The 20,547-nt window shown below is 37.4% G+C and carries 23 protein-coding genes; 11 read left to right on the top strand and 12 right to left on the bottom strand.

Going from position 1 to position 20,547, the window contains the following annotated elements; genetic code table 11:
- Positions 1–56 precede the first annotated feature (56 nt).
- Positions 57–179: a hypothetical protein gene (locus tag ACMGE6_RS05515; RefSeq protein ID WP_414045526.1), complete on the top strand. Its 123-nt coding sequence runs from the start codon at positions 57–59 to the stop codon at positions 177–179.
- Positions 180–218: 39 nt separating this feature from the next.
- On the opposite strand, the gene ACMGE6_RS05510 is transcribed toward ACMGE6_RS05515, so the two are convergent.
- The 3 genes from ACMGE6_RS05510 to ACMGE6_RS05500 are packed head-to-tail and all read right to left on the bottom strand — an operon-like array spanning position 219 to position 1,564.
- Entirely contained in the window at positions 219–581 is a 363-nt protein-coding gene (locus tag ACMGE6_RS05510) for a DUF423 domain-containing protein (RefSeq protein ID WP_414054724.1), read from the bottom strand.
- A gap of 18 nt (positions 582–599) precedes the next feature.
- Positions 600–908, bottom strand: a complete 309-nt coding sequence (locus tag ACMGE6_RS05505; RefSeq protein WP_414054723.1) for a DUF5327 family protein — start codon at positions 906–908, stop codon at positions 600–602.
- Between the two features lie 2 nt (positions 909–910).
- Positions 911–1,564, bottom strand: a complete 654-nt coding sequence (locus ACMGE6_RS05500) for a uracil-DNA glycosylase (protein ID WP_414054722.1) — start codon at positions 1,562–1,564, stop codon at positions 911–913.
- Between the two features lie 108 nt (positions 1,565–1,672).
- Between ACMGE6_RS05500 and thiD the strand changes: the two genes are divergently transcribed.
- From thiD to ACMGE6_RS05475, 5 genes are all read left to right on the top strand, one after another.
- Entirely contained in the window at positions 1,673–2,503 is an 831-nt protein-coding gene (thiD, locus tag ACMGE6_RS05495) for a bifunctional hydroxymethylpyrimidine kinase/phosphomethylpyrimidine kinase (RefSeq protein ID WP_414054721.1), read from the top strand.
- A 130-nt stretch (positions 2,504–2,633) separates the two neighbouring features.
- Entirely contained in the window at positions 2,634–2,990 is a 357-nt protein-coding gene (locus ACMGE6_RS05490; RefSeq protein WP_414054720.1) for a YojF family protein, read from the top strand.
- Between the two features lie 13 nt (positions 2,991–3,003).
- Positions 3,004–3,666, top strand: coding sequence for a bacillithiol biosynthesis deacetylase BshB2 (bshB2, locus tag ACMGE6_RS05485; protein WP_414045520.1), 663 nt, complete (start codon positions 3,004–3,006; stop codon positions 3,664–3,666).
- Between the two features lie 15 nt (positions 3,667–3,681).
- A complete protein-coding gene (folE2, locus tag ACMGE6_RS05480; protein WP_414054719.1) occupies positions 3,682–4,560 on the top strand; it encodes a GTP cyclohydrolase FolE2 in 879 nt (292 codons plus the stop codon).
- Positions 4,561–4,566: 6 nt separating this feature from the next.
- Entirely contained in the window at positions 4,567–5,124 is a 558-nt protein-coding gene (locus ACMGE6_RS05475; protein WP_414054718.1) for a sugar O-acetyltransferase, read from the top strand.
- Positions 5,125–5,245: 121 nt separating this feature from the next.
- Here ACMGE6_RS05475 and ACMGE6_RS05470 read toward each other — a convergent pair whose 3' ends face one another.
- Both ACMGE6_RS05470 and tadA read right to left on the bottom strand, forming a co-directional pair.
- Positions 5,246–6,115 (bottom strand): Cof-type HAD-IIB family hydrolase, encoded by an 870-nt coding sequence (locus ACMGE6_RS05470; protein WP_414045517.1) that lies wholly within the window; start codon positions 6,113–6,115, stop codon positions 5,246–5,248.
- Positions 6,116–6,169: 54 nt separating this feature from the next.
- On the bottom strand, positions 6,170–6,682 hold the full coding sequence (gene tadA / locus ACMGE6_RS05465; RefSeq protein ID WP_414045516.1) for a tRNA adenosine(34) deaminase TadA: 513 nt from the start codon (positions 6,680–6,682) through the stop codon (positions 6,170–6,172).
- A 54-nt stretch (positions 6,683–6,736) separates the two neighbouring features.
- On the opposite strand from tadA, the gene ACMGE6_RS05460 reads away from it, so the two are divergent.
- Together ACMGE6_RS05460 and ACMGE6_RS05455 are read left to right on the top strand one after the other, a co-directional pair.
- Complete coding sequence (locus tag ACMGE6_RS05460; protein ID WP_414054717.1) at positions 6,737–7,357, top strand: deoxynucleoside kinase; 621 nt, start codon at positions 6,737–6,739, stop codon at positions 7,355–7,357.
- A complete protein-coding gene (locus ACMGE6_RS05455; RefSeq protein ID WP_414045514.1) occupies positions 7,338–7,994 on the top strand; it encodes a deoxynucleoside kinase in 657 nt (218 codons plus the stop codon). The genes ACMGE6_RS05460 and ACMGE6_RS05455 overlap by 20 nt, the downstream gene beginning before the upstream one ends.
- Positions 7,995–8,088: 94 nt before the next feature.
- Here the strand turns inward: ACMGE6_RS05455 and ACMGE6_RS05450 are convergent, their stop codons facing one another.
- The 5 genes from ACMGE6_RS05450 to ACMGE6_RS05430 form a co-directional block, all read right to left on the bottom strand.
- Positions 8,089–8,781, bottom strand: coding sequence for an HAD family hydrolase (locus ACMGE6_RS05450; RefSeq protein ID WP_414054716.1), 693 nt, complete (start codon positions 8,779–8,781; stop codon positions 8,089–8,091).
- A gap of 48 nt (positions 8,782–8,829) precedes the next feature.
- Positions 8,830–9,864: a PTS sugar transporter subunit IIC gene (locus tag ACMGE6_RS05445; protein ID WP_414054715.1), complete on the bottom strand. Its 1,035-nt coding sequence runs from the start codon at positions 9,862–9,864 to the stop codon at positions 8,830–8,832.
- Between the two features lie 12 nt (positions 9,865–9,876).
- Positions 9,877–10,947, bottom strand: coding sequence for a branched-chain amino acid aminotransferase (locus ACMGE6_RS05440; protein ID WP_414054714.1), 1,071 nt, complete (start codon positions 10,945–10,947; stop codon positions 9,877–9,879).
- Between the two features lie 145 nt (positions 10,948–11,092).
- Positions 11,093–12,046, bottom strand: coding sequence for an L-threonine 3-dehydrogenase (locus ACMGE6_RS05435; RefSeq protein WP_414054713.1), 954 nt, complete (start codon positions 12,044–12,046; stop codon positions 11,093–11,095).
- Between the two features lie 158 nt (positions 12,047–12,204).
- A complete protein-coding gene (locus tag ACMGE6_RS05430) occupies positions 12,205–13,395 on the bottom strand; it encodes a glycine C-acetyltransferase (protein WP_414045509.1) in 1,191 nt (396 codons plus the stop codon).
- Positions 13,396–13,551: 156 nt separating this feature from the next.
- On the opposite strand from ACMGE6_RS05430, the gene ACMGE6_RS05425 reads away from it, so the two are divergent.
- Genes ACMGE6_RS05425 through ACMGE6_RS05415 form a run of 3 tightly spaced genes read left to right on the top strand, consistent with a single transcriptional unit; the run spans position 13,552 to position 17,057 of the window.
- On the top strand, positions 13,552–14,715 hold the full coding sequence (locus ACMGE6_RS05425) for an amidohydrolase (protein ID WP_414054712.1): 1,164 nt from the start codon (positions 13,552–13,554) through the stop codon (positions 14,713–14,715).
- Complete coding sequence (locus tag ACMGE6_RS05420) at positions 14,712–15,884, top strand: amidohydrolase (protein WP_414054711.1); 1,173 nt, start codon at positions 14,712–14,714, stop codon at positions 15,882–15,884. The genes ACMGE6_RS05425 and ACMGE6_RS05420 overlap by 4 nt, the downstream gene beginning before the upstream one ends.
- Positions 15,885–17,057, top strand: a complete 1,173-nt coding sequence (locus ACMGE6_RS05415; protein WP_414054710.1) for a M20 metallopeptidase family protein — start codon at positions 15,885–15,887, stop codon at positions 17,055–17,057.
- A 55-nt stretch (positions 17,058–17,112) separates the two neighbouring features.
- On the opposite strand, the gene tuf is transcribed toward ACMGE6_RS05415, so the two are convergent.
- Both tuf and fusA read right to left on the bottom strand, forming a co-directional pair.
- A complete protein-coding gene (tuf, locus tag ACMGE6_RS05410; RefSeq protein ID WP_414054709.1) occupies positions 17,113–18,300 on the bottom strand; it encodes an elongation factor Tu in 1,188 nt (395 codons plus the stop codon).
- Positions 18,301–18,455: 155 nt separating this feature from the next.
- Positions 18,456–20,537 (bottom strand): elongation factor G, encoded by a 2,082-nt coding sequence (gene fusA / locus ACMGE6_RS05405; RefSeq protein WP_414054708.1) that lies wholly within the window; start codon positions 20,535–20,537, stop codon positions 18,456–18,458.
- Positions 20,538–20,547 lie beyond the last annotated feature (10 nt).

Raw genomic sequence — 20,547 nt, 5'->3', positions numbered from 1 at the left:
GCTTTGTAAAGGGGTTATATATAAATTAACAACTTACAGAAATGAGGCAAATTACAATGAATAAATTAGTTAAATTAATCGTAAAATTAAGTCCAATTATTATTCCTATCGTTAAAGCACAATTAGAAAAACGTGCTCAGCAACAAGCAAATCAACCACAACAATCTACTCATAAATAATTAAAAGGCTGACATTGATGTCAGCCTTTTAATTTATTCTTATAGTTTAATTGCTGCAATGACTAATGCTACCCATGCTGCAATAAATAATACGCCACCGATTGGTGTAATCGCACCTAATATTTTTATTTGTGTCAGTGCAAGGATATATAAAGATCCACTAAAAAACACGATACCAAATGTCATCATCCAGCCTGCCGGTACTAGATTCATCTTTGTTGTCCCATTTAGTATGCCAATAATCATTAACCCTAATGCATGATACATTTGATATGTGGTTGCTTTTTCCCAGATCCCCATATACTTTTCTGTTAATTTACCTTCCAATCCATGTGCACCAAATGCACCACACGCTACTGCCATCATGGCATTAATTGCACCAATAATTAAAAATAATTTCATTTTCGTATCCTCCTGTTTTTAAAAATCAAATATTGAATCACCGTTACCAAATCCATCATCTGTTTTTACTTTTTGATTGTTTGATACTACCTTTGCACCCATCAATCTAAGCTCTTCTGTTGTTATACCCGCATGTGGACCTGTACTTTGACTAACATTAGATTGTTGCACCGGTGCTTGTGGCACTGAAACTGTATTGTCTTCATGCTGTCCAAATTTGGCCAGCAGTTCAATTGCATACAGGTGTTTATTAAATGCTTCATTGTTTTGTGCTTGTCTTAAATACGTTATTTCTTGTGATAACTGATCAATTAATCTCTGATTCATCACTATTCCTCCCTTGCCCAGTCAATAGGGGCTAGACCATGATTTGTTAAATCCTGATTGATAGCACTAAATGGCTTAGAACCAAAGAAACCTCGATATGCACTTAAAGGACTCGGGTGTACACTTTTGATAATAGTATGTTTACTCGTATCAATAAACTGTGCAAGTTGCTGAGCAGGACTTCCCCATAATACAAAGACCACATGTTCTTTATGAAGGGATACCGCCTGTACAATCGCACTCGTAAATTGTTCCCAGCCAATACCTTTATGTGAGTTGGCATTCCTTGCTTCTACTGTAAGTACTCTATTTAATAACAGCACTCCTTCTTGTGCCCATCCTGTTAAATCACCCGTAATACGTGTAATGCCCAGATCACTTTCCAGCTCCTGATACATATTACGTAAAGAAGGCGGGAGTTTCGTGCCTTTTTGAACAGAAAAAGCTAACCCGTGTGCCTGATTCGGGCCATGATACGGATCCTGGCCGATAATCACTACTTTCACCGCTTCAAACGGTGTTAACGTAAATGCGTTGTATATTGCTTCGCGTGGCGGATATACTGTCTTCGTTGCATACGCATTTTCTAGAAATTCATCCATATTAGAAAAATCATGTGTTGATTTTATTTCATGAAATATTGATTGCCAATTCATTGTCTCACCTCATCTGAAATTGTAACATAAGTTAGCGTTTATTTATTTTTTAATTTTCTCATTAATGATATGATAATATAACAAATAACTATTTAGGGGAAATGAAATATGAGCTTAAAAAAAATATTAACAATTGCTGGTTCTGATACAAGTGCCGGAGCTGGAATGCAGGCTGACTTAAAGACATTTCAGGAGTACAACACATATGGTATGGTTGCCTTAACTGCAGTTGTTGCAATGGATCCAGAAACTTGGGGTCATGACGTTACACCATTACCTATTGAATTATTAGATAAACAAATTAAAACAGCTTTATCGATCGGGCCAGATGCAATTAAAACAGGTATGCTCGGTACTGAAGAAATCATTGAACGTGCTGCACTTGCTTTCAAAGATTCTGATGCAGAAATCTTCGTCGTAGATCCTGTGATGGTATGTAAAGGGGAAGACGAAGTACTTAATCCAGGTAACACAGACGCAATGATTAAATCTTTATTACCATTAGCAACTGTTGTAACGCCTAACCTGTTTGAAGCAGGACAATTATCAGGTTTAGGTAAGTTAACATCAATCGACCAAATGAAAGAAGCAGCTCGTATCATTCACGAGCGTGGTGCAAAACATGTTGTCATTAAAGGTGGTAAAGCTTTAGAATCTGATGAAGCTCTAGATTTATACTATGATGGAACAACTTATACGTTACTTACAACTGATAAGTTCCAATCATCTTATAACCATGGTGCTGGTTGTACGTTTGCAGCAGCCACTACAGCTAATTTAGCATTAGGTAAATCACCTCGCGAGGCAGTCATTGCTGCTAAAGGATTTGTCGCTTCAGCTATTAAACATGGCTGGAAAATGAACGAATTCGTAGGCCCAGTTCAACACGGTGCTTATAACAATGTAGAAAAAATTGAAGTAAGTACGAAAGAAGTTTAGATATTGCACTTATAGCTGGGACAGATGTCTCAGCTTTTTTGCTCTTTTTAGCATTAGCAAGCTCAAAAGGTATAATTTTTACAATTTATTTAGTAAAATAGTCTAGTATAAACTTTGAGGAGCAATGAAAATGGAATTAATCGAAAAACAACAAGTACAGGAATTACTAAATAAATTTCAGCAAAAACCTGTCTATTTACATGTAGAAACAACCAATGGTGCCTATGCTAGTCACTTTGATGAAAAAGTATTCAATGCAGGGACATTTTTACGTAATATTCAAGTTACCTATATTCAAGGTATCATCACAGGTGGCGGAAAAGAACCATTTCGTGTTGGATTAAAATTAGATGGTGGCTGGATTTATGTACAAGGTTTAACGCATTATGAGATAGATGAAGATGGGCGTTTCTTAATGGCGGGCTTAAACTACCAAGGTCAGCTTGCTGCAGCACTTGAAATCAGCGAAACACCATTTGAAGTTTAAGGGGGATATAGAGATGGAACAAGAAAGACAAGTACTCGTAATCTTCCCTCATCCGGATGATGAAGCATTCGGTGTATCAGGTACGATTATGAAACATATAGATGCAGGAACACCTGTCACTTATGCATGTTTAACATTAGGACAAATGGGTCGAAACTTAGGAAACCCACCCTTTGCGACACGTGAAACATTGCCGAAGATTCGTGAGAAAGAACTGGAAGATGCATGTCGCGTGATGGGGATTAAAGATTTACGCAAAATGGGATATCGTGATAAAACTTTAGAATTTGAATTACTTGATGACTTAGTTTCAATGGTTAACGAACTCATTAATGAATTAAATCCATCATTAGTGATTTCATTCTACCCAGGTTACTCTGTTCATCCTGACCATGAAGCAACAGCGGAAGCAGTCGTTGAAGCGGTACGTCGCATGGGAGCTAGCAAACCGAAATTGCATTTAGTTGCATTCAGTAATGATGCAGTTGAAAATATCGGCGAACCTAATATTATCAATGATATTTCAGGCTATGAAGAGCGCAAGATGAACGTATTAGGTGCACATGCATCACAAACAGGTCCAATGCTTGAAAATTTAGCAGCAAACACACAGGAAGCAGAAGCGGCAAAAGATATGTGGTTACGTAAAGAACGCTTCTATCAATATGAAGTATAAATTTAGGAGAATGACATGGATCAATATAATTTAAAAACACGTGAAGGTCGCTGGAAACATTTCGGATCAGTAGATCCTATCAAAGGAACAAAACCTACTGAAAAAGAAAAAATGACGGATCTTCAAAGTTCAAAAAAAGACTTTCTATTTGAAATCGATCACGTAGGTATTAAGAATTTAATATATCCAGTTCGTTTAGACGGATATCAAACTACAGGTACATTCAGTCTATCAACTCATTTAGCAAAAGATGAAAAAGGTATTAACATGAGTCGTATTCTAGAATCCGTTGAAGCGCATTATGATAATGGACTACCTCTAGATTTTCGTACTTTAAAAGCAGTATTAGTAACACTTCAAACTGTGATGCACCAAAAAAATGCCAGCGTTGATGTAGATGCAAAGTGGTTCTTTGATCGCTTTAGTCCTGTTACAAATTTACGTGCAGTAGGACATGCCGATACAAGATTCTCTCTTACTGTTGAAGGTGAAAATGCTATCAGCAAATCATTAACTATAAAAGCAATGGTTACAACACTGTGCCCCTGCTCTAAAGAAATCAGTGAATATTCAGCTCATAATCAACGAGGCATTGTAACTGTTAAAGCCGATTTTGAACCAAATCGCATGTTACCTGAAGATTTTAAGGAAAAAATATTAGAGGCGATGGAAGTTAATGCAAGTTCAATGCTTTATCCGATTTTAAAGCGTACAGATGAAAAATCAGTCACAGAACGTGCATATGAGAATCCACGCTTTGTTGAAGATTTACTTCGTTTAATCGCAGCAGATTTAGTTGAGTTGGATTTCATCGAAGGATTCACTATTGAGTGCCGTAACGAAGAATCCATTCATCAGCACGATGCATTTGCCCGATTAACTTATAAGAAATAGGTGATGATGGTGACAGAAAAAGAGAAGATGATTGCAGGATTAATGTATGATCCCGAAGATGTTCAGTTAAAAAATGACCGTGTCAACTCTAAAATAACCGTTCGTGCATATAATAACACTCCTGAAAATTTGATAGACGAACGAAAGAAACGTATAAAAGCGATATTTGGTTCGACTAAAGAAAACATCACAGTAGAATCTGATTTTAGATGTGACTATGGTTATAATATTCATGTGGGTGAAAACTTTTATGCTAATCATGATTTAACAATTTTAGATGTTGCGCCAGTCACGATTGGTGATAACTGTATGATTGGACCTGGTGTCCATATTTATACTGCGACGCATCCGATTGATCCTGTTGAACGATACAGTGGAAAAGAATACGCTAAACCAGTAGTTATCGGTAACAATTGCTGGTTGGGTGGACGTAGCATCATTAATCCGGGTGTAACAATCGGAAAAAATGTGGTTATCGCAAGTGGTGCTGTCGTTACAAAAGATGTTCCGGATAACGTCGTCGTTGCCGGTGTACCTGCACGTGTGATACAAGTAGTAGAATAAAATAGAGAAAGCGATGATACTTTTGGGTATCATCGCTTTTTGATTTGAAGATGAGAATAAATCTATTCGTCTTGTCCAATATCCTGCTGATATCGGACTTATTTGTCTAAATGCAGCGCAATTACTCTACTTCTCCGTTCATCACTTGCATGATGGCACGTCCTACGCCACTTTCTTCGTTTGATCCAGCAACATATTTTGCTACTGCTTTCACTTCATCTGTGCCGTTTTCCATCGCAAATGAGTACTTCGCTCTCTCAATCATTGAAATATCATTTAAATTATCGCCTATTGCCATAACTTGATCCATACCAATCTGAAGTTGTTCACATAATGCTTCCAGAGCAATACCTTTTTGCGCATCGTTATGCGTAATTTCAATATTTCCGCGAGATGATGCTGATACTGCTAAATGTTGAAATTTGGCCAATTCCGCTTTCGCTGCATCAATCTTATCAAGATCACTTGAGAATGCTAGAAACTTCATCACGATTTCTCCATCTCTGTCGTATACTTCCTGATAACTTGATACTTCTTTAAGCGAGCCATTATCAATACGTTTTTGAATCGATTGACGTATTTTTTCAACATTCGGTGTGTGACCCATTTTTTCAGCGATATCAATATAAATTTGTAAATCTTTCTCTTTATCTTCCGTGTAAATTCTTGCACTTGTATAAACTTGATAATATAAATTGTGTTTATCTAAAATCGAAGTGATGTCTTTTATTTGTTCGTTACTTAATTTCGATGTGTGTAATATATTAAATTCCTCATCACGCACTTCAGCACCATTCAGACAAATAAAAGGTACTTTTAGTCCTGTAGGTTTAATTGGTGTATTTGCTTCATAAAATGCTCTGCCTGTCGCTATCGCAACTGTTACACCTTGTGATTGTGCATATTGAATCGCCTTTATATTTTCATCAGACACTTCATGTGCACTGTTTAGTAATGTACCGTCCATATCTGTTGCAATAAGTTTAATCATGACTTCATCTCCTATTTGGAATACTTTCAGTTTACCAAATTTATTAAAAGTGCGCTAAATATTATCATCATTAAGTTTCTTTTGTTTTTCAAGCAACTTTTTTTGTCTAAGAGTTTTAAAGAATGAAGTTAGTAACTGACTACATTCTTCATGACAAATACCACTAATAACCGTTGCACGATGATTAAATGCAGGTTGATTGAGTAAATTCATCAAACTCCCACTACATCCACCTTTAGCATCATGTGCACCATACACAACAACAGGTATTCTGCTCATGACAATCGCTCCACTGCACATGACACAAGGCTCTAATGTGACGTATAACGTACATTCTTCAAGACGCCATGACCCTAGATGTTCACTTGCAGCCTGAATAGCCATCATTTCTGCATGATGAATAGGATTTTGTTCAGATTCCCGAGTATTATATCCTCTCCCAATTACTTCTCCGTGATGCACAACGACTGCACCAATCGGCACTTCATCAATCGCTAAAGCTTTTTTGGCTTCATCAATTGCAAGTTTCATATAAATTTCATGATTCAATTTATCGTCCACCTTCATAAATTATGTGATACAATACATATACTATTTTATTCTACATTAGAGGAGATTATTATGACACCTTTATATATTGCAATTGAAGGTCCAATCGGTGTCGGCAAAAGTTCATTAGCAAATTTACTTTCTAAACATCTTGGTGTACCTGTGATGTACGAAATCGTTGAGGAAAATCCATTTCTATCAGACTTTTATGCTGATATTGAGAAATGGAGCTTCCAGACTGAGATGTTTTTCTTATGTCATCGATACAAAGAGTTAAGTGATCTTCATCATGATACAGCAATCGTTAGTGATTATCACATCCTAAAGAACAAGATCTTTGCTAAAAATACCTTAAATCCAGCTGAATACGATAAGTTTATTCGTATTTATGATATTTTAACCGAAGACATTCGTATGCCTGATGCAACGATATTTTTAACAGCTGATCTGGACACGTTAAAGTCACGCATTGAAAAACGTGCACGTGACTTCGAACAAATTATAGAAGATGATTATTTAACGAAACTGACTGATGATTATCATCAAGTATATGAGTTAATGAAAGATCATCATACGGCACTATTAATCGATACGACAAACATCGATTTTGTTAATAATGATCAGGACTTTCAACAAATATTACAACGCATTACCGCGAGAATTGGAGAACAGTATGTACCAAATACCAAATGATGCAATTATTACGATTGCAGGCACTGTCGGTGTCGGCAAATCTTCATTAACAAAAGCATTAGCAGAGAAATTAAACTTTAGAACATCATTCGAAAAAGTAGATAATAATCCATATTTAGAGAAATTCTATGCAGACTTTGACCGCTGGAGTTTCCACTTACAAATTTACTTTTTAGCAGAACGATTTAAAGAACAAAAACGTATGTTTGAATATGGCGGCGGCTTTATTCAGGATCGTTCGATATATGAAGATGTAGATATATTTGCGAAGATGCATGAAGAAGGCGGCACGATGACGCCTGAAGATTTCAAAACATATTATGAATTATATGAAGCAATGGTTATGACACCATACTTTCCTAAACCTGACTGCTTAATCTATTTAGAATGTGACTACGAGTCTGTCATCAATCGTATCGCTGAACGTGGTCGCCAAATGGAGATTGAGACAGACGAAGCATATTGGCGTGCATTATTTGCCCGTTATGAGAAATGGATTGATGGCTTTAACGCATGTCCAGTCGTACGTATTAATATTAACGAGTACGATGTGTATGATGATATCGATTCATTAGATCCAATCATTCAAAAGATCGCGAAAGTGATTGAAACACACCGCGAAATGCATAAAAGATAATACAATGTATGAAAAAATGGCACGATATCTTCTGATATCGTGCCATTTCATGCGTTTTGGCACACTTTTAAGCAGTTTCGTGCCATCTGCAAATCTATAAACCTAACTTTTCAACGATCTCTGCTACGCTAGATAATACAACATCAGCATTGCGCAAATCCTGTGCATCACCTGAACCTGATAATACACCTATAACTTTACCCGCTTCACCATTACGACCAAGCTCTACATCCATTTCAGTGTCACCTACCATCATCGTGTCAGCTGCATCAACTTTAAAGTGCGTCATAATTTCCTGTAATAACTCTTTTTGTGGTTTATGATATTCTGACGAATCACTCGTCACGATTAAATCAAAGTACGTGCGTAAATCATATTTATCGATAAATAAATCCATCGATAGAGTATCATCTGCTGAAACAATTGCAAGTTTGTATCCTTTGTCATGCAATTGTTTCAATGTTTCTTCAACACCTTCGATAATTGCTATATCTGCCGCTTCATTGTCTGACGTTAAGTGTTCGATCTTTTGAAGTAACCAGCTGACCATCGCATCACCATTCGGTAATTTCTCTAGACTTGTAACGACTGTTTTTGTAGATTTTGCACCAATCACTTTATCAATCTTATCATCTACAATACCAAACGCATCTTTAATCTCTGACTTCGGAACATTTATATTTGTTCTCACGGAGAATTCATTAATTAAATCATCTGCTAATTTTACAAAATGTGAACCAAGTTCCATTAATGTACCGTCTTTATCAAACACGATTAACTTTACCAACTGAGACACTCCATTCATGTTTTTCTATATTATAAATGAAGTTCTGAATTAATTCACTTCTAAATGCAAATCCCCATGTTTCACCCATTGTCTCGGTCTCATTACTAAATAATGTACAAGTAGTGTCACAACAAGCGGTACGACTACACCTGCAACAATAAATTGCAGCAACACCCCGACACCTTGTGCATTGAGTATTTGGATTGGTGCAATAAGAGCACATAAACCAAGACCAGCGATTTCAAATGGTAACTTCATATTAAAAATAAGTACAGCAACCGGTCCAGCTACTGCTGCAGCAATAAGTGGTGCTATCGTTACACGGGGATTCTTAACGATATTCGGAAATTGAACCTTAGGTGTACAAATAGACTGAGCCAGGAAGCCACCTAAATCATTTTCTCTAAAACTCATTGCAGTATACCCGACAAATTGTGCTGAAATACCAACAAGTGCGGCACTAGAAGCATGTGGATCAAGCTGAAGTGCGACAGCTAAAGCGGCACTTGAGGCAGGCGTCATCACTAGCACAGCAAAGACAATCGCAATAACAATCGATGCTAGTAACGGCTGATTACCGACAGTTGATGTAATAAATTTAGAAATAGCAACTAATGTCGGTGAAATCACCTTGGATAGATAAAATCCTGCGATACTTCCTGCAAGTACACTTGATACAGGCACCGCCATTAAATCCAGGAATGTTTTACCCGTTACTTTCTTACCGACAAATGTTGCGATGATAGCCGATACTATAGCACCAATTGGTTCTCCTGTAACGATACTAAAAGTATCACCCACTTTAGTAATTGCATTGCCTCCAACTGCTGCACTAATCATACTTGCAACGATTGTTAATCCATTGGCACCTAAACTTACGGCAATTGCACCTCCAAGCGCAGGTGTCATTAAATATGTTGCAATCGTTCCAATCATAACTAGTAAATCGATATGTAGTAATCCACCGACAGATTTTAATAGTAGACCTACCCCTAAAGATACGAGAATGGCTGCAGAAATACCTCCAGCACCTTTTTCCATCCTATCCATCCAATATGATTTCTCACTCGCTGTACTTACCATAGACATTCCCCCTTATTCTGTTACTTTAACTGTCCAGCCAAATGTATCTTCTACCTTTCCATTTTGAATTGAAGTATAAACTTCATATAACTTATTTGTAACGTCTCCTGTTTTAAAGTCATTGATAACTGCTACTTCGTCTTTATATTTAATTTCACCGACAGGAGATACAACAACTGCAGTTCCTGAGCCGAAAATTTCAGTGATTTCACCATTTTTCGCAGCATCAAATACTTCTTCAATAGCAATCTTACGCTCTTCAACTTCATATCCTAAACTTTGTGCTAATTCTAATATCGATTTTCTTGTGATACCCGGCAAGATACTGCCATTAAGTGCCGGTGTCACGATTTTGTTATCATACACGAAGAAGATGTTCATACTCCCTACTTCTTCTACATACTTTTGTTCAACACCATCCAGCCATAACACTTGATCATATCCAAGCTTCGATGCTTTAGACTGTGCTAATAAACTCGCAGCATAGTTACCGGCAACTTTAGCGAATCCAACACCTCCACGTACTGCACGTACATATTCATCTTCTACATAAATTTTTGTCGGCAGTAATTGACCATCGCCATAATATGCCCCGACAGGAGATAAAATGATCAGGAATTTATATTGATTCGCAGGTCGGACTCCTAAAAATGGTTCCGTCGCAAAAACAACCGGACGGATATATAAAGATTGACCTGGTTCAGAAGGCACCCAATCTTGTTCTAACTTTACAAGTTCCTTTAATCCTTCGAGCGCTACCGCTTCATCGATTTGAGGCATTTCTAATCGTGCAAGCGATTGATTCAAACGTTTAAAGTTTTGATCTGGACGGAATAACTGGATACCATTATCTGTACGATATGCTTTCAATCCTTCAAACACAGACTGACCATAATGAATACTTTGTGATGCTGGTGACATTTCAATATTTTGATAAGGCGTAATCTTTGCATCATGCCAACCTTGATCTTCAGTGTAGTCCATACTGAACATATAATCCGTAAAATGTCGACCAAATCCTAATTGACTTTGATCTGGTTTTTGCTTCAGTTGCTCACGTTTCTCAAATTTGATTTGTACCATATTATCCCTCCATTAATTTAATAAATTTAAGTATAACAAAAAAATTATACAATTCAATAAGTTTTCAGAATTTTTAAATTAATTCTATAAAATTTTCAATAAATTAAAAAAGCATACCCAAAGGGTCTGCTTTTAAAATGTTATCTTATTTATTTTCTTTCGCTCTGATCGCTGTTAACATTTCTTCAGTCATCTTATCTAAGTCAAACTTAGGATTAAAGCCCCATTGTTCCTTCGCTTCAGATGGGTCGATTGAATTTGGCCAGCTTTCTGCGATACCTTGACGTACTGGATCTACATCATAGTCTAATTCAAATTCTGGAATATGCTTTCTAATGCTTGCTGCTACCATTTCAGGATCGATACTCATTGCTGTAACGTTAAATGCATTGCGGTCTTTTAAGTTCTCAGCTGGAGCTTCCATTAAATTAATGATGGCATCGATCGCATCATCCATAAACATCATATCCATGAATGTATCTTTACCAATGTATGAAGTGTATTTACCTTCACGTACAGCTTTGAAGTAGATTTCTACCGCGTAGTCTGTTGTACCGCCACCTGGTTCTTTAACGTGTGAGATAAGACCTGGGAAACGCACCCCACGCGTATCTACACCGAAACGGTGGAAGTAGTAGTCACATAATAATTCACCTGATACTTTGTTTACACCGTACATTGTTGTTGGACGTTGAATCGTTACTTGCGGTGTGTTATCCGCTGGTGTACTTGGTCCAAATGCCCCGATTGATGATGGTGTAAAGAATTGCATGTTATATTTACGTGCAACTTCTAATGCATTTAGTAATCCACCCATATTTAAGTTCCATGCAAATACTGGATTTTTCTCTGCTGTAGCTGATAATAAGGCCGCCATATGCATAATTGTATCAGCTTTAAATTCCCCTGCTAATTTATCCATACGCTCTGCATCTGTAACATCTAACTCTTCGAAAGGACCTTCTAAAACTTTTGCTCCTTCTTCAGGGCGACGTAAATCTGTCGCTAATACATTTTCTACACCATAGATTTCACGTAACTTTAAAGTTAATTCTGTACCAATTTGGCCTAAGGCACCAGTAATCATAATTCTTTTCATTTTAATAACTCCTTTATGTACATTTGTCTTCTCTAAAAAGACAAATATATTAATTAATATTTATTTGCACCCCTATTTTATAATAAAAACGTTTACATGTCCATTAGGGATAAACATAAAAAAGAGTGGGATTACCCACTCTTTCATTAGTTATTAAATTATTTAATAATATTTAATTCTTTTCCGACACGTTCGTAAATCGCAATTGCTTCGTCTAACATTTCTTTAGTATGCGCAGCAGTCGGCATGTTTCTCACACGTCCAGTACCACGTGGCACTGTTGGGAAGACGATAGATTTCGCGTAAACGCCTTCTTCCATTAAACGTTTTGAGAACTCTTGTGTTGTTTTTTCATCACCAATAATACATGGTGTAATCGGTGTTTCTGAATGTCCGATGTCAAATCCTAATTTCTTAAGACCATCTTTTAAGTAATTACCATTTTCCCATAACTTGTCGTGTAATTCAGTAGATTCCATTAAGATATCAATCGCTTCAGTGATTGCACGTGTATCAGCCGGTGCAAGTGAAGTTGAGAATAAGAATGGACGAGATGCAACTTTTAACCAATCGATTAAATCTTGAGTACCTGCAACATATCCACCTACTACACCGATCGCTTTAGATAACGTACCAATTTGGAAATCGATTTTATCTTGTAGTCCAAAATGTTTAACCGTTCCAGCACCTTTACCCATTACCCCGCTACCATGTGCATCATCAACATAAGTAATTAAACCAAACTCTTCTGCAATTTCTACGATTTCAGGTAACTTAGCAACGTCACCATCCATAGAAAATACGCCATCAGTAATATACATAACTTTTTTATAAAGACCTGATTCAACCGCTTCTTTTGCTTTTTTACGTAAGTCATCCATATCAGAATGATTAACGCGAATAATTTTTGCTTTTGATAAACGACATCCATCAATAATTGATGCATGGTTTAACTCATCAGAAAGAATTGCATCTTCTTTGTTCATAACAGCACTGATTGCTGCCATATTACAGTTGAAACCTGATTGATAAGCAATTGCTGCTTCTGTCCCTTTGAATTCAGCTAACTTTTCTTCTAACTGAACATGTAAATCTAAAGTTCCGTTGATAGTACGTACTGCACCCGCACCAACACCGTGAGAATCTACTGCTTCTTTAGCAACTTTCTTCATACGTTCGTTCGTTGCTAATCCTAAGTAGTTATTTGAAGAAAGGTTAATTAATTCTTTTCCTTTAATTTTAATGATTGGCCCATTTGCACCTTCAACAACGTTAATTTCATTGTATAAACCGTTGTTTTTTAAGTGATCTAAGTTTTCAGTTAAAAACTGTTGTAATACTTTTGACATGTTAAGCACCCCTTGAATGTAATTTCAATAACATCATATCATAACTCAATACGAACTGCTATTGAATAAGTAAACGGTTTCTTTCAGTTCGAGAAGTTTAAATATTCTAATATCTTTGATAAACTAATAACATTATACTGCTAAAGGAGTGAGCGCATGGATATCCATCAGCTTGTAAACAATGAAACAGAACAACTTATTAAAGATCGCAGATTTCTTCATATGCATCCGGAATTATCATTTGAAGAAACAAATACTTATATGTTTATCCTGCAACAACTTCAAAAATTAGAGCATTTTCACATACGAGAACGTGTTGGAGATAAAGGAATTGTCGCCACAATTGCTAATCACACAGGACCTTCAATTGCCTTGCGCGCTGACTTTGATGCCTTACCTATTCAAGATGAAAAGAATGTACCTTACAAATCTCAAGCTCATGGCGTTATGCATGCTTGTGGTCATGATGGACATACTGCTATTTTGTTAGGCGTAGCACGTATATTGAATGCGCAATTTGAACAGATTAACGGTAAGGTTGTACTATTATTTCAATTTGGTGAGGAACTTGCGCCGGGTGGAGCAGAGCCAATGACTAATGATGGGGCATTAGAGGGCGTCGATAGAATATATGGTAATCACTTGTGGTCTCCATTTGAGCACGGTGCGATACATTGTAAATACGACGCTATGCTGGCAAGTCCCGATATGTTTAATATTACGATTCAAGGTAAAGGAGGACATGGTGCACATCCTGATACAGCTATAGATGCTATCGTAGCAATGGCAACGTTTATCACTAATATACAGACTATTATTTCACGTACTGTTTCTCCAACAAGTGAAGCTGTGCTTACAATCGGTAAAGTAGAAGCTGGCAATGCATTCAATATTATCAGTGATAAAGCTAAGTGTTTCGGTACAGTACGTACCTTTGATCCAGATATTAAGATATTAATCAAAACTGCAATTGAAAATGAGTTGAAAGGACTATCAATTGCTAAAGGTATCACTTACGTTCTTGACTATGTGGATGGTTATCCTGCTGTAGTCAATCACCATTCATGTGTTGATATTATTCAACGTGCTACAGAGCGTGCAGGGCTGCCATATAAAATAATGAAACAACAAATGATTGGAGAGGACTTCTCATATTATTTGCAACATAAAGAAGGCGCATTTTTCTTTACAGCAGCCGGAAATAAAGAGCAAGGTATTACTGCACCACATCATCATCCTTTATTTGATTTTGATGAGAGTGCAATGAATGATGCTTTAAACGTATTTCTAAATATTTTAATAGAGGAAGGTGTCCTATGATTAATCAAGCAGAAAAATATTATGATGAGCTTGTTGCTCTACGTCGTCATTTTCATATGTATCCTGAACTTTCTTTTCAGGAAACTGAAACACCCCAGTTTATCGCTCAATATCTATCAGATTTAGGGATAGAAGTTGAAACTGGTGTAGGCGGTCGTGGTGTTGTAGGGCGTTTAATAAAAGATCCGGATCTACCTACACTTGCTATTCGTGCTGACTTTGATGCCTTACCTATTCAAGATGAAAAAGAAGTACCGTATAAATCTCAAGTTCCTGGCGTCATGCATGCTTGTGGTCATGATGCGCACACAGCGGTATTACTCATTACTGCTAAAATTCTCTCAGAAAATTTCGACCGTCTGAATGGCAACTTAGTATTTATTCATCAGCATGCAGAAGAAGTAGATCCCGGTGGTGCTATTCAAATGATTGCCGATAACTGTTTAAGTGGAGTGGATGCAATTATCGGACAACACGTTTCGAGTTCACTTGACGTCGGAAAAATTGGTTATAAATATGGGACTGCTACCGGTATTCCTGATGATTTCTGGATTACCCTTCAAGGGAAAGGAGGACATGCTGCTCATCCTAATACAACAATTGATCCAGTCGCTGCTGCTGTTCGCTTATGCAATGATTTACAATATATTGTTTCACGTAAAACAAGTCCTACTACACCCGCTGTTCTTTCGATTACTCAACTTAATGCAGGTGACCAAAATAATGTCATTCCTGATACAGCAAGAATCGCAGGTACAATCAGAACCTTTGATGCAGAAACTCAAAATTTAATGTACAAAGAACTCAAAAAATGTCTCGAAGGTCTCGTCACAACAATGGGTATTACGTATGAGCTAAAATATCTAAAAGGATATCCACCTGTAGTAAATACAACAAATGAAACAGATTTAATTGTAGGTGCTGCTAGAAAAATTGAAAGTGTAAATGAACTTGTTGAATTAGAACCTTCGCTTGGCGGAGAAGATTTCTCTTACTATTTGCAACGCGTTCCTGGTTCATTTTTCTATACGGGTACACGTAATGAGAATTTTAAAGCAGATTTCCCTCACCATCATCCAAAGTTCGATATTGATGAAAAAGGAATGATCAACGCAGTTAAAGTCTTCTTACAGTCAACTGAAGACTATTTCAATGAAGGAGGAAGATAGATGCCTTGGTATAAAGATGTCATTCATCATAAAGAAGAACTGATAGCAATTAGAAGACATTTGCACATGCATCCTGAGCTTTCATTTCAGGAAGCGAACACTGCTGAATATATCGCCAATTATTTAACTACTCTTTCAATTCCAGTAACACGCAATGTCGGCGGCAATGGTTTGTACGGCGTAATTAAAGGAAAATTACCAGGTCCAAGCATTTTACTGCGCGCGGACTTTGATGCGCTACCGATACAAGATGAAAAAGAAGTGCCATACAAATCACAAGTTCCTGGCGTCATGCATGCTTGTGGTCACGATGGTCACACAGCTATGTTACTGATTACTGCCAAAATCTTAACCTCTCATATTGAAGAGATAAAAGGTACTGTCATTTTGTGTTTCCAGCATGCTGAAGAGGTACTACCGGGAGGCGCCAAATCAATGATTGATGCTGGAATTCTTAATGGTGTTGACTATGTATTTGGGACACATACTTCAAGCAATTTAAATAGTAATGCTGTAAGCTTTATAACAGGGCCATCGTATGGTTTTGCAGATGCATTTACGATTGATGTTAAAGGACTTGGCGGGCATGGTGCAGCACCACATACGACACATGATGCAGTTGTAGCAGCAAGTTTTTTAATCACTCAACTTCAGACAGTCGTGTCACGTGGGGTTGATCCAATCGAAACAGGTGTCCTAACGATTGGTGAATTCAAGAGTGGTAATGCTTTTAATGTGATTGCTGAAACTGCTCATTTAAGTGGAACACTACGTACTTATGACAAGGATATTAAAGCGCAGATGGTCAATAATATTAAAGATATCATCAGTGGTATTGAAAAAAGCTTTAATGTCCATATCGAATTGAACTATAGAGATGGTTATCCTGCACTTATTAATAGTGAGAATGAAACATTATGGCTAAAAGATCTAAGTGAACGCATTGAAGACATTGAATCAGTAGAAGAAGGAACACCAACACTTGGCGGAGAAGATTTTGCGTACTTTTTACAAGAACGACCAGGTTGTTACTTCAACACCGGTGTTCGAAATGAAGGTTTAAAAGCTAGCTTCCCACATCATCATCCAAGATTTGATATGGATGAGAATGGTTTACTCAATGGTGTAAGAATATTTGTCCAATTGGTAGAACATATGAATGAATTGAAATAACAAAATAAAACCCACGAGGCGTCCCTCGTGGGTTTTAAAATTCACAAATGTGAAATTATTTTTCGATTACAGATACAACGCCTGATCCTACAGTACGTCCACCTTCACGAATTGAGAAACGAGTTCCGTCTTCAATCGCGATTGGAGAAATTAATTCAACGTTCATTTCAACGTTGTCCCCAGGCATAACCATTTCAGTACCTTCTGGTAAGTTAACTACACCAGTTACGTCAGTTGTACGGAAGTAGAACTGTGGGCGGTAGTTAGTGAAGAATGGAGTATGACGTCCACCCTCTTCTTTTGATAATACGTATACTTCAGCTTTGAACTTAGTATGAGGAGTGATAGTTCCTGGTTTAGCTAATACTTGACCACGTTGAACATCTTCACGTGAAACCCCACGTAATAATGCACCGATGTTGTCACCAGCTTCAGCGTAATCTAATAATTTACGGAACATTTCAACACCTGTTACAGTTGTTTTAGATGGCTCTTCAGTTAAACCGATGATTTCAACTTCTTCACCAACTTTAACTTGTCCACGTTCAACACGTCCAGTTGCTACTGTACCACGACCAGTGATTGAGAATACGTCCTCAACTGGCATCATGAATGGTTTATCTGAATCACGTTCTGGAGTTGGGATGTACTCATCAACAGCGTTCATTAATTCCATGATTTTTTCTTCGTATTTTTCTTCGCCTTCTAAAGCTTTTAAAGCTGAACCAGCGATTACAGGAATGTCGTCTCCAGGGAAATCGTATTCTGATAATAAGTCACGAACTTCCATTTCAACTAATTCTAATAATTCTTCATCGTCAACCATGTCAACTTTGTTTAAGAATACTACTAATGCAGGAACACCTACGTTACGTGATAAAAGGATGTGTTCACGAGTTTGAGGCATTGGACCGTCAGCAGCAGATACTACTAAGATACCACCGTCCATTTGAGCAGCACCAGTGATCATGTTTTTAACATAGTCAGCGTGTCCTGGGCAGTCAACGTGAGCGTAGTGACGTTTTTCAGTTTCATACTCGATGTGAGAAGTATTGATTGTGATACCACGTTCTTTTTCTTCAGGTGCGTTATCGATTTGGTCGTATGAACGAGCTTCCCCACCTAATTTTTTTGATAATACAGTTGCGATAGCAGCTGTTAAAGTAGTTTTACCGTGGTCAACGTGACCGATAGTACCAATATTGGCATGTGTTTTCGAGCGATCAAATTTTTCTTTAGCCATTTCGAAATCTCTCCTTAAATGTATGTTAGTTTTTTTTAATATTACTCATGAGGGATTCTCACCCTCATGAGGAAATACATATCTCATTTATAAATCATTTAGTCGCAAATTGCAATTAGTTAAACTGTGCACCGCTTAACTAATCAAATATTGACTTATTGACCTTTGTTTTTCTTGATGATTTCTTCTGATACTGATTTTGGTACTTCTTCATAGTGATCGAACACCATTGAATAAGTTCCGCGACCTTGTGTATTAGAACGTAAGTTAGTTGCATAACCGAACATTTCAGCTAATGGTACGAATGCACGAACAACTTGAGCGTTACCGCGAGCTTCCATACCTTCAACACGTCCACGACGGCTAGTAACGTCACCCATGATATCTCCCATGTATTCTTCAGGCATAACGATTTCAACCTTCATCATAGGTTCTAAGATAACAGGATTACATTTTTTAGCAGCTTCTTTTAATGCTAATGAAGCAGCAACTTTGAAGGCCATCTCAGATGAATCGACATCATGGTATGAACCATCAAATAATTTAGCTTTTACATCGATTAATGGATATCCAGCTAATACACCGTTTTCCATTGCATCTTTTAATCCAGCTTCAACTGAAGGGATATATTCACGAGGAACTACCCCACCGACGATAGCGTTTTCGAATTCGAAACCAGCACCTGTTTCGTTAGGTGTGAATTCGATATGAACGTCACCGTATTGTCCACGTCCACCAGATTGACGAGAGAATTTACCTTGAACTGCAGCAGCTGTTTTGAACGTTTCACGGTAAGATACCATTGGCGCACCAACTGTACATTCAACTTTAAATTCACGTTTCATACGGTCAACAAGGATGTCTAAGTGAAGCTCACCCATACCACCGATGATAACTTGTCCAGTTTCAGGATCAGTATGAGCATGGAAAGTTGGATCTTCTTCTTGTAATTTAACTAAAGCGTTAGTCATTTTATCTTGGTCAGCTTTTGATTTAGGCTCAACAGATAAATGAATAACTGGCTCTGGGAATTCCATAGATTCTAAGATTACTTGAACCTTTTCATCACATAAAGTGTCCCCAGTTGTTGTATCTTTTAAACCTACTGCAGCAGCGATATCTCCAGCGTATACTTCAGAGATTTCTTCACGTGAGTTAGCGTGCATTTGTAAAATACGTCCTACACGTTCACGTTTACCTTTAGTAGCGTTTTGTACGTATGAACCTGATTGTAAAGTACCAGAGTACACACGGAAGAATGTTAATTTACCTACGAATGGGTCAGTCATAACTTTGAATGCTAAAGCCGCGAATGGCTCGTTATCATCAGGTTTAGCGATGATTTCAGCATCTTTATCGTCAACTTCGTGACCTACGATTGGTTTAACATCTAATGGTGATGGTAAGTATTCAATTGCTGCATCTAACATTAATTGAACACCTTTGTTTTTGAATGCTGTACCAGCTAATACTGGGTAGAATTCAACATCACAAGTAGCTTGGCGGATAGCAGCTTTCAATTCTTCAACTGAAATTTCTTCTCCACCTAAGTATTTTTCCATTAACTCTTCATTTACATCAGCAACTGCTTCGATTAATTGTTCGCGCATTGCTTGTGCATCTGCTAAGTACTCTTCAGGAACGTCAGTTACTTCAATGTCAGTACCTAAGTCATTTGTATAAGTGTGTAATTTCATTTCAACTAAATCTACGATTGCGTTGAATTGATCTTCAGCACCGATAGGCATTTGAATTGGGTGTGCATTTGCTTGTAATCTTTCGTGTAAAGTACCTACAGAGTATTGGAAATCCGCACCAGTTTTATCCATTTTGTTAATGAATACGATACGAGGAACTCCGTATGTAGTAGCTTGACGCCATACAGTTTCAGTTTGTGGCTCAACACCAGATTGAGCATCAAGAACTGTTACTGCTCCATCAAGTACACGTAATGAACGTTCAACTTCAACAGTGAAGTCTACGTGTCCAGGTGTATCGATGATATTGATACGAGTACCTTTCCACTGAGCTGTTGTAGCAGCTGAAGTGATTGTGATACCACGTTCTTGTTCTTGTTCCATCCAGTCCATTTGTGAAGCACCTTCGTGTGTTTCACCAATTTTATGGATACGACCAGTATAATAAAGAATACGTTCAGTAGTAGTCGTTTTACCAGCATCGATGTGAGCCATGATACCGATATTACGAGTGTTGCTCAAAGAGAATTCTCTTGTCATGGGTATTCTT

Source organism: Macrococcus equi (genome assembly GCF_047426745.1).
GTDB classification, from domain to species: Bacteria; Bacillota; Bacilli; order Staphylococcales; family Staphylococcaceae; genus Macrococcoides; species Macrococcoides equi.
This window is presented reverse-complemented; position numbering and strand designations above follow the sequence as displayed.

Excerpts from the sequence above, each read along its gene's own strand:
- ACMGE6_RS05515 (WP_414045526.1), top strand. The coding sequence starts at position 57 with ATGAATAAATTAGTTAAATTAATCGTAAAATTAAGTCCAATTATTATT.
- ACMGE6_RS05510 (WP_414054724.1), bottom strand. The coding sequence starts at position 581 with ATGAAATTATTTTTAATTATTGGTGCAATTAATGCCATGATGGCAGTA.
- ACMGE6_RS05505 (WP_414054723.1), bottom strand. The coding sequence starts at position 908 with ATGAATCAGAGATTAATTGATCAGTTATCACAAGAAATAACGTATTTA.
- ACMGE6_RS05500 (WP_414054722.1), bottom strand. The coding sequence starts at position 1,564 with ATGAATTGGCAATCAATATTTCATGAAATAAAATCAACACATGATTTT.
- thiD (WP_414054721.1), top strand. The coding sequence starts at position 1,673 with ATGAGCTTAAAAAAAATATTAACAATTGCTGGTTCTGATACAAGTGCC.
- ACMGE6_RS05490 (WP_414054720.1), top strand. The coding sequence starts at position 2,634 with ATGGAATTAATCGAAAAACAACAAGTACAGGAATTACTAAATAAATTT.
- bshB2 (WP_414045520.1), top strand. The coding sequence starts at position 3,004 with ATGGAACAAGAAAGACAAGTACTCGTAATCTTCCCTCATCCGGATGAT.
- folE2 (WP_414054719.1), top strand. The coding sequence starts at position 3,682 with ATGGATCAATATAATTTAAAAACACGTGAAGGTCGCTGGAAACATTTC.
- ACMGE6_RS05475 (WP_414054718.1), top strand. The coding sequence starts at position 4,567 with ATGGTGACAGAAAAAGAGAAGATGATTGCAGGATTAATGTATGATCCC.
- ACMGE6_RS05470 (WP_414045517.1), bottom strand. The coding sequence starts at position 6,115 with ATGATTAAACTTATTGCAACAGATATGGACGGTACATTACTAAACAGT.
- tadA (WP_414045516.1), bottom strand. The coding sequence starts at position 6,682 with ATGAAGGTGGACGATAAATTGAATCATGAAATTTATATGAAACTTGCA.
- ACMGE6_RS05460 (WP_414054717.1), top strand. The coding sequence starts at position 6,737 with ATGACACCTTTATATATTGCAATTGAAGGTCCAATCGGTGTCGGCAAA.
- ACMGE6_RS05455 (WP_414045514.1), top strand. The coding sequence starts at position 7,338 with ATGTACCAAATACCAAATGATGCAATTATTACGATTGCAGGCACTGTC.
- ACMGE6_RS05445 (WP_414054715.1), bottom strand. The coding sequence starts at position 9,864 with ATGGTAAGTACAGCGAGTGAGAAATCATATTGGATGGATAGGATGGAA.
- ACMGE6_RS05440 (WP_414054714.1), bottom strand. The coding sequence starts at position 10,947 with ATGGTACAAATCAAATTTGAGAAACGTGAGCAACTGAAGCAAAAACCA.
- ACMGE6_RS05435 (WP_414054713.1), bottom strand. The coding sequence starts at position 12,046 with ATGAAAAGAATTATGATTACTGGTGCCTTAGGCCAAATTGGTACAGAA.
- ACMGE6_RS05430 (WP_414045509.1), bottom strand. The coding sequence starts at position 13,395 with ATGTCAAAAGTATTACAACAGTTTTTAACTGAAAACTTAGATCACTTA.
- ACMGE6_RS05425 (WP_414054712.1), top strand. The coding sequence starts at position 13,552 with ATGGATATCCATCAGCTTGTAAACAATGAAACAGAACAACTTATTAAA.
- ACMGE6_RS05420 (WP_414054711.1), top strand. The coding sequence starts at position 14,712 with ATGATTAATCAAGCAGAAAAATATTATGATGAGCTTGTTGCTCTACGT.
- ACMGE6_RS05415 (WP_414054710.1), top strand. The coding sequence starts at position 15,885 with ATGCCTTGGTATAAAGATGTCATTCATCATAAAGAAGAACTGATAGCA.
- tuf (WP_414054709.1), bottom strand. The coding sequence starts at position 18,300 with ATGGCTAAAGAAAAATTTGATCGCTCGAAAACACATGCCAATATTGGT.
- fusA (WP_414054708.1), bottom strand. The coding sequence starts at position 20,537 with ATGACAAGAGAATTCTCTTTGAGCAACACTCGTAATATCGGTATCATG.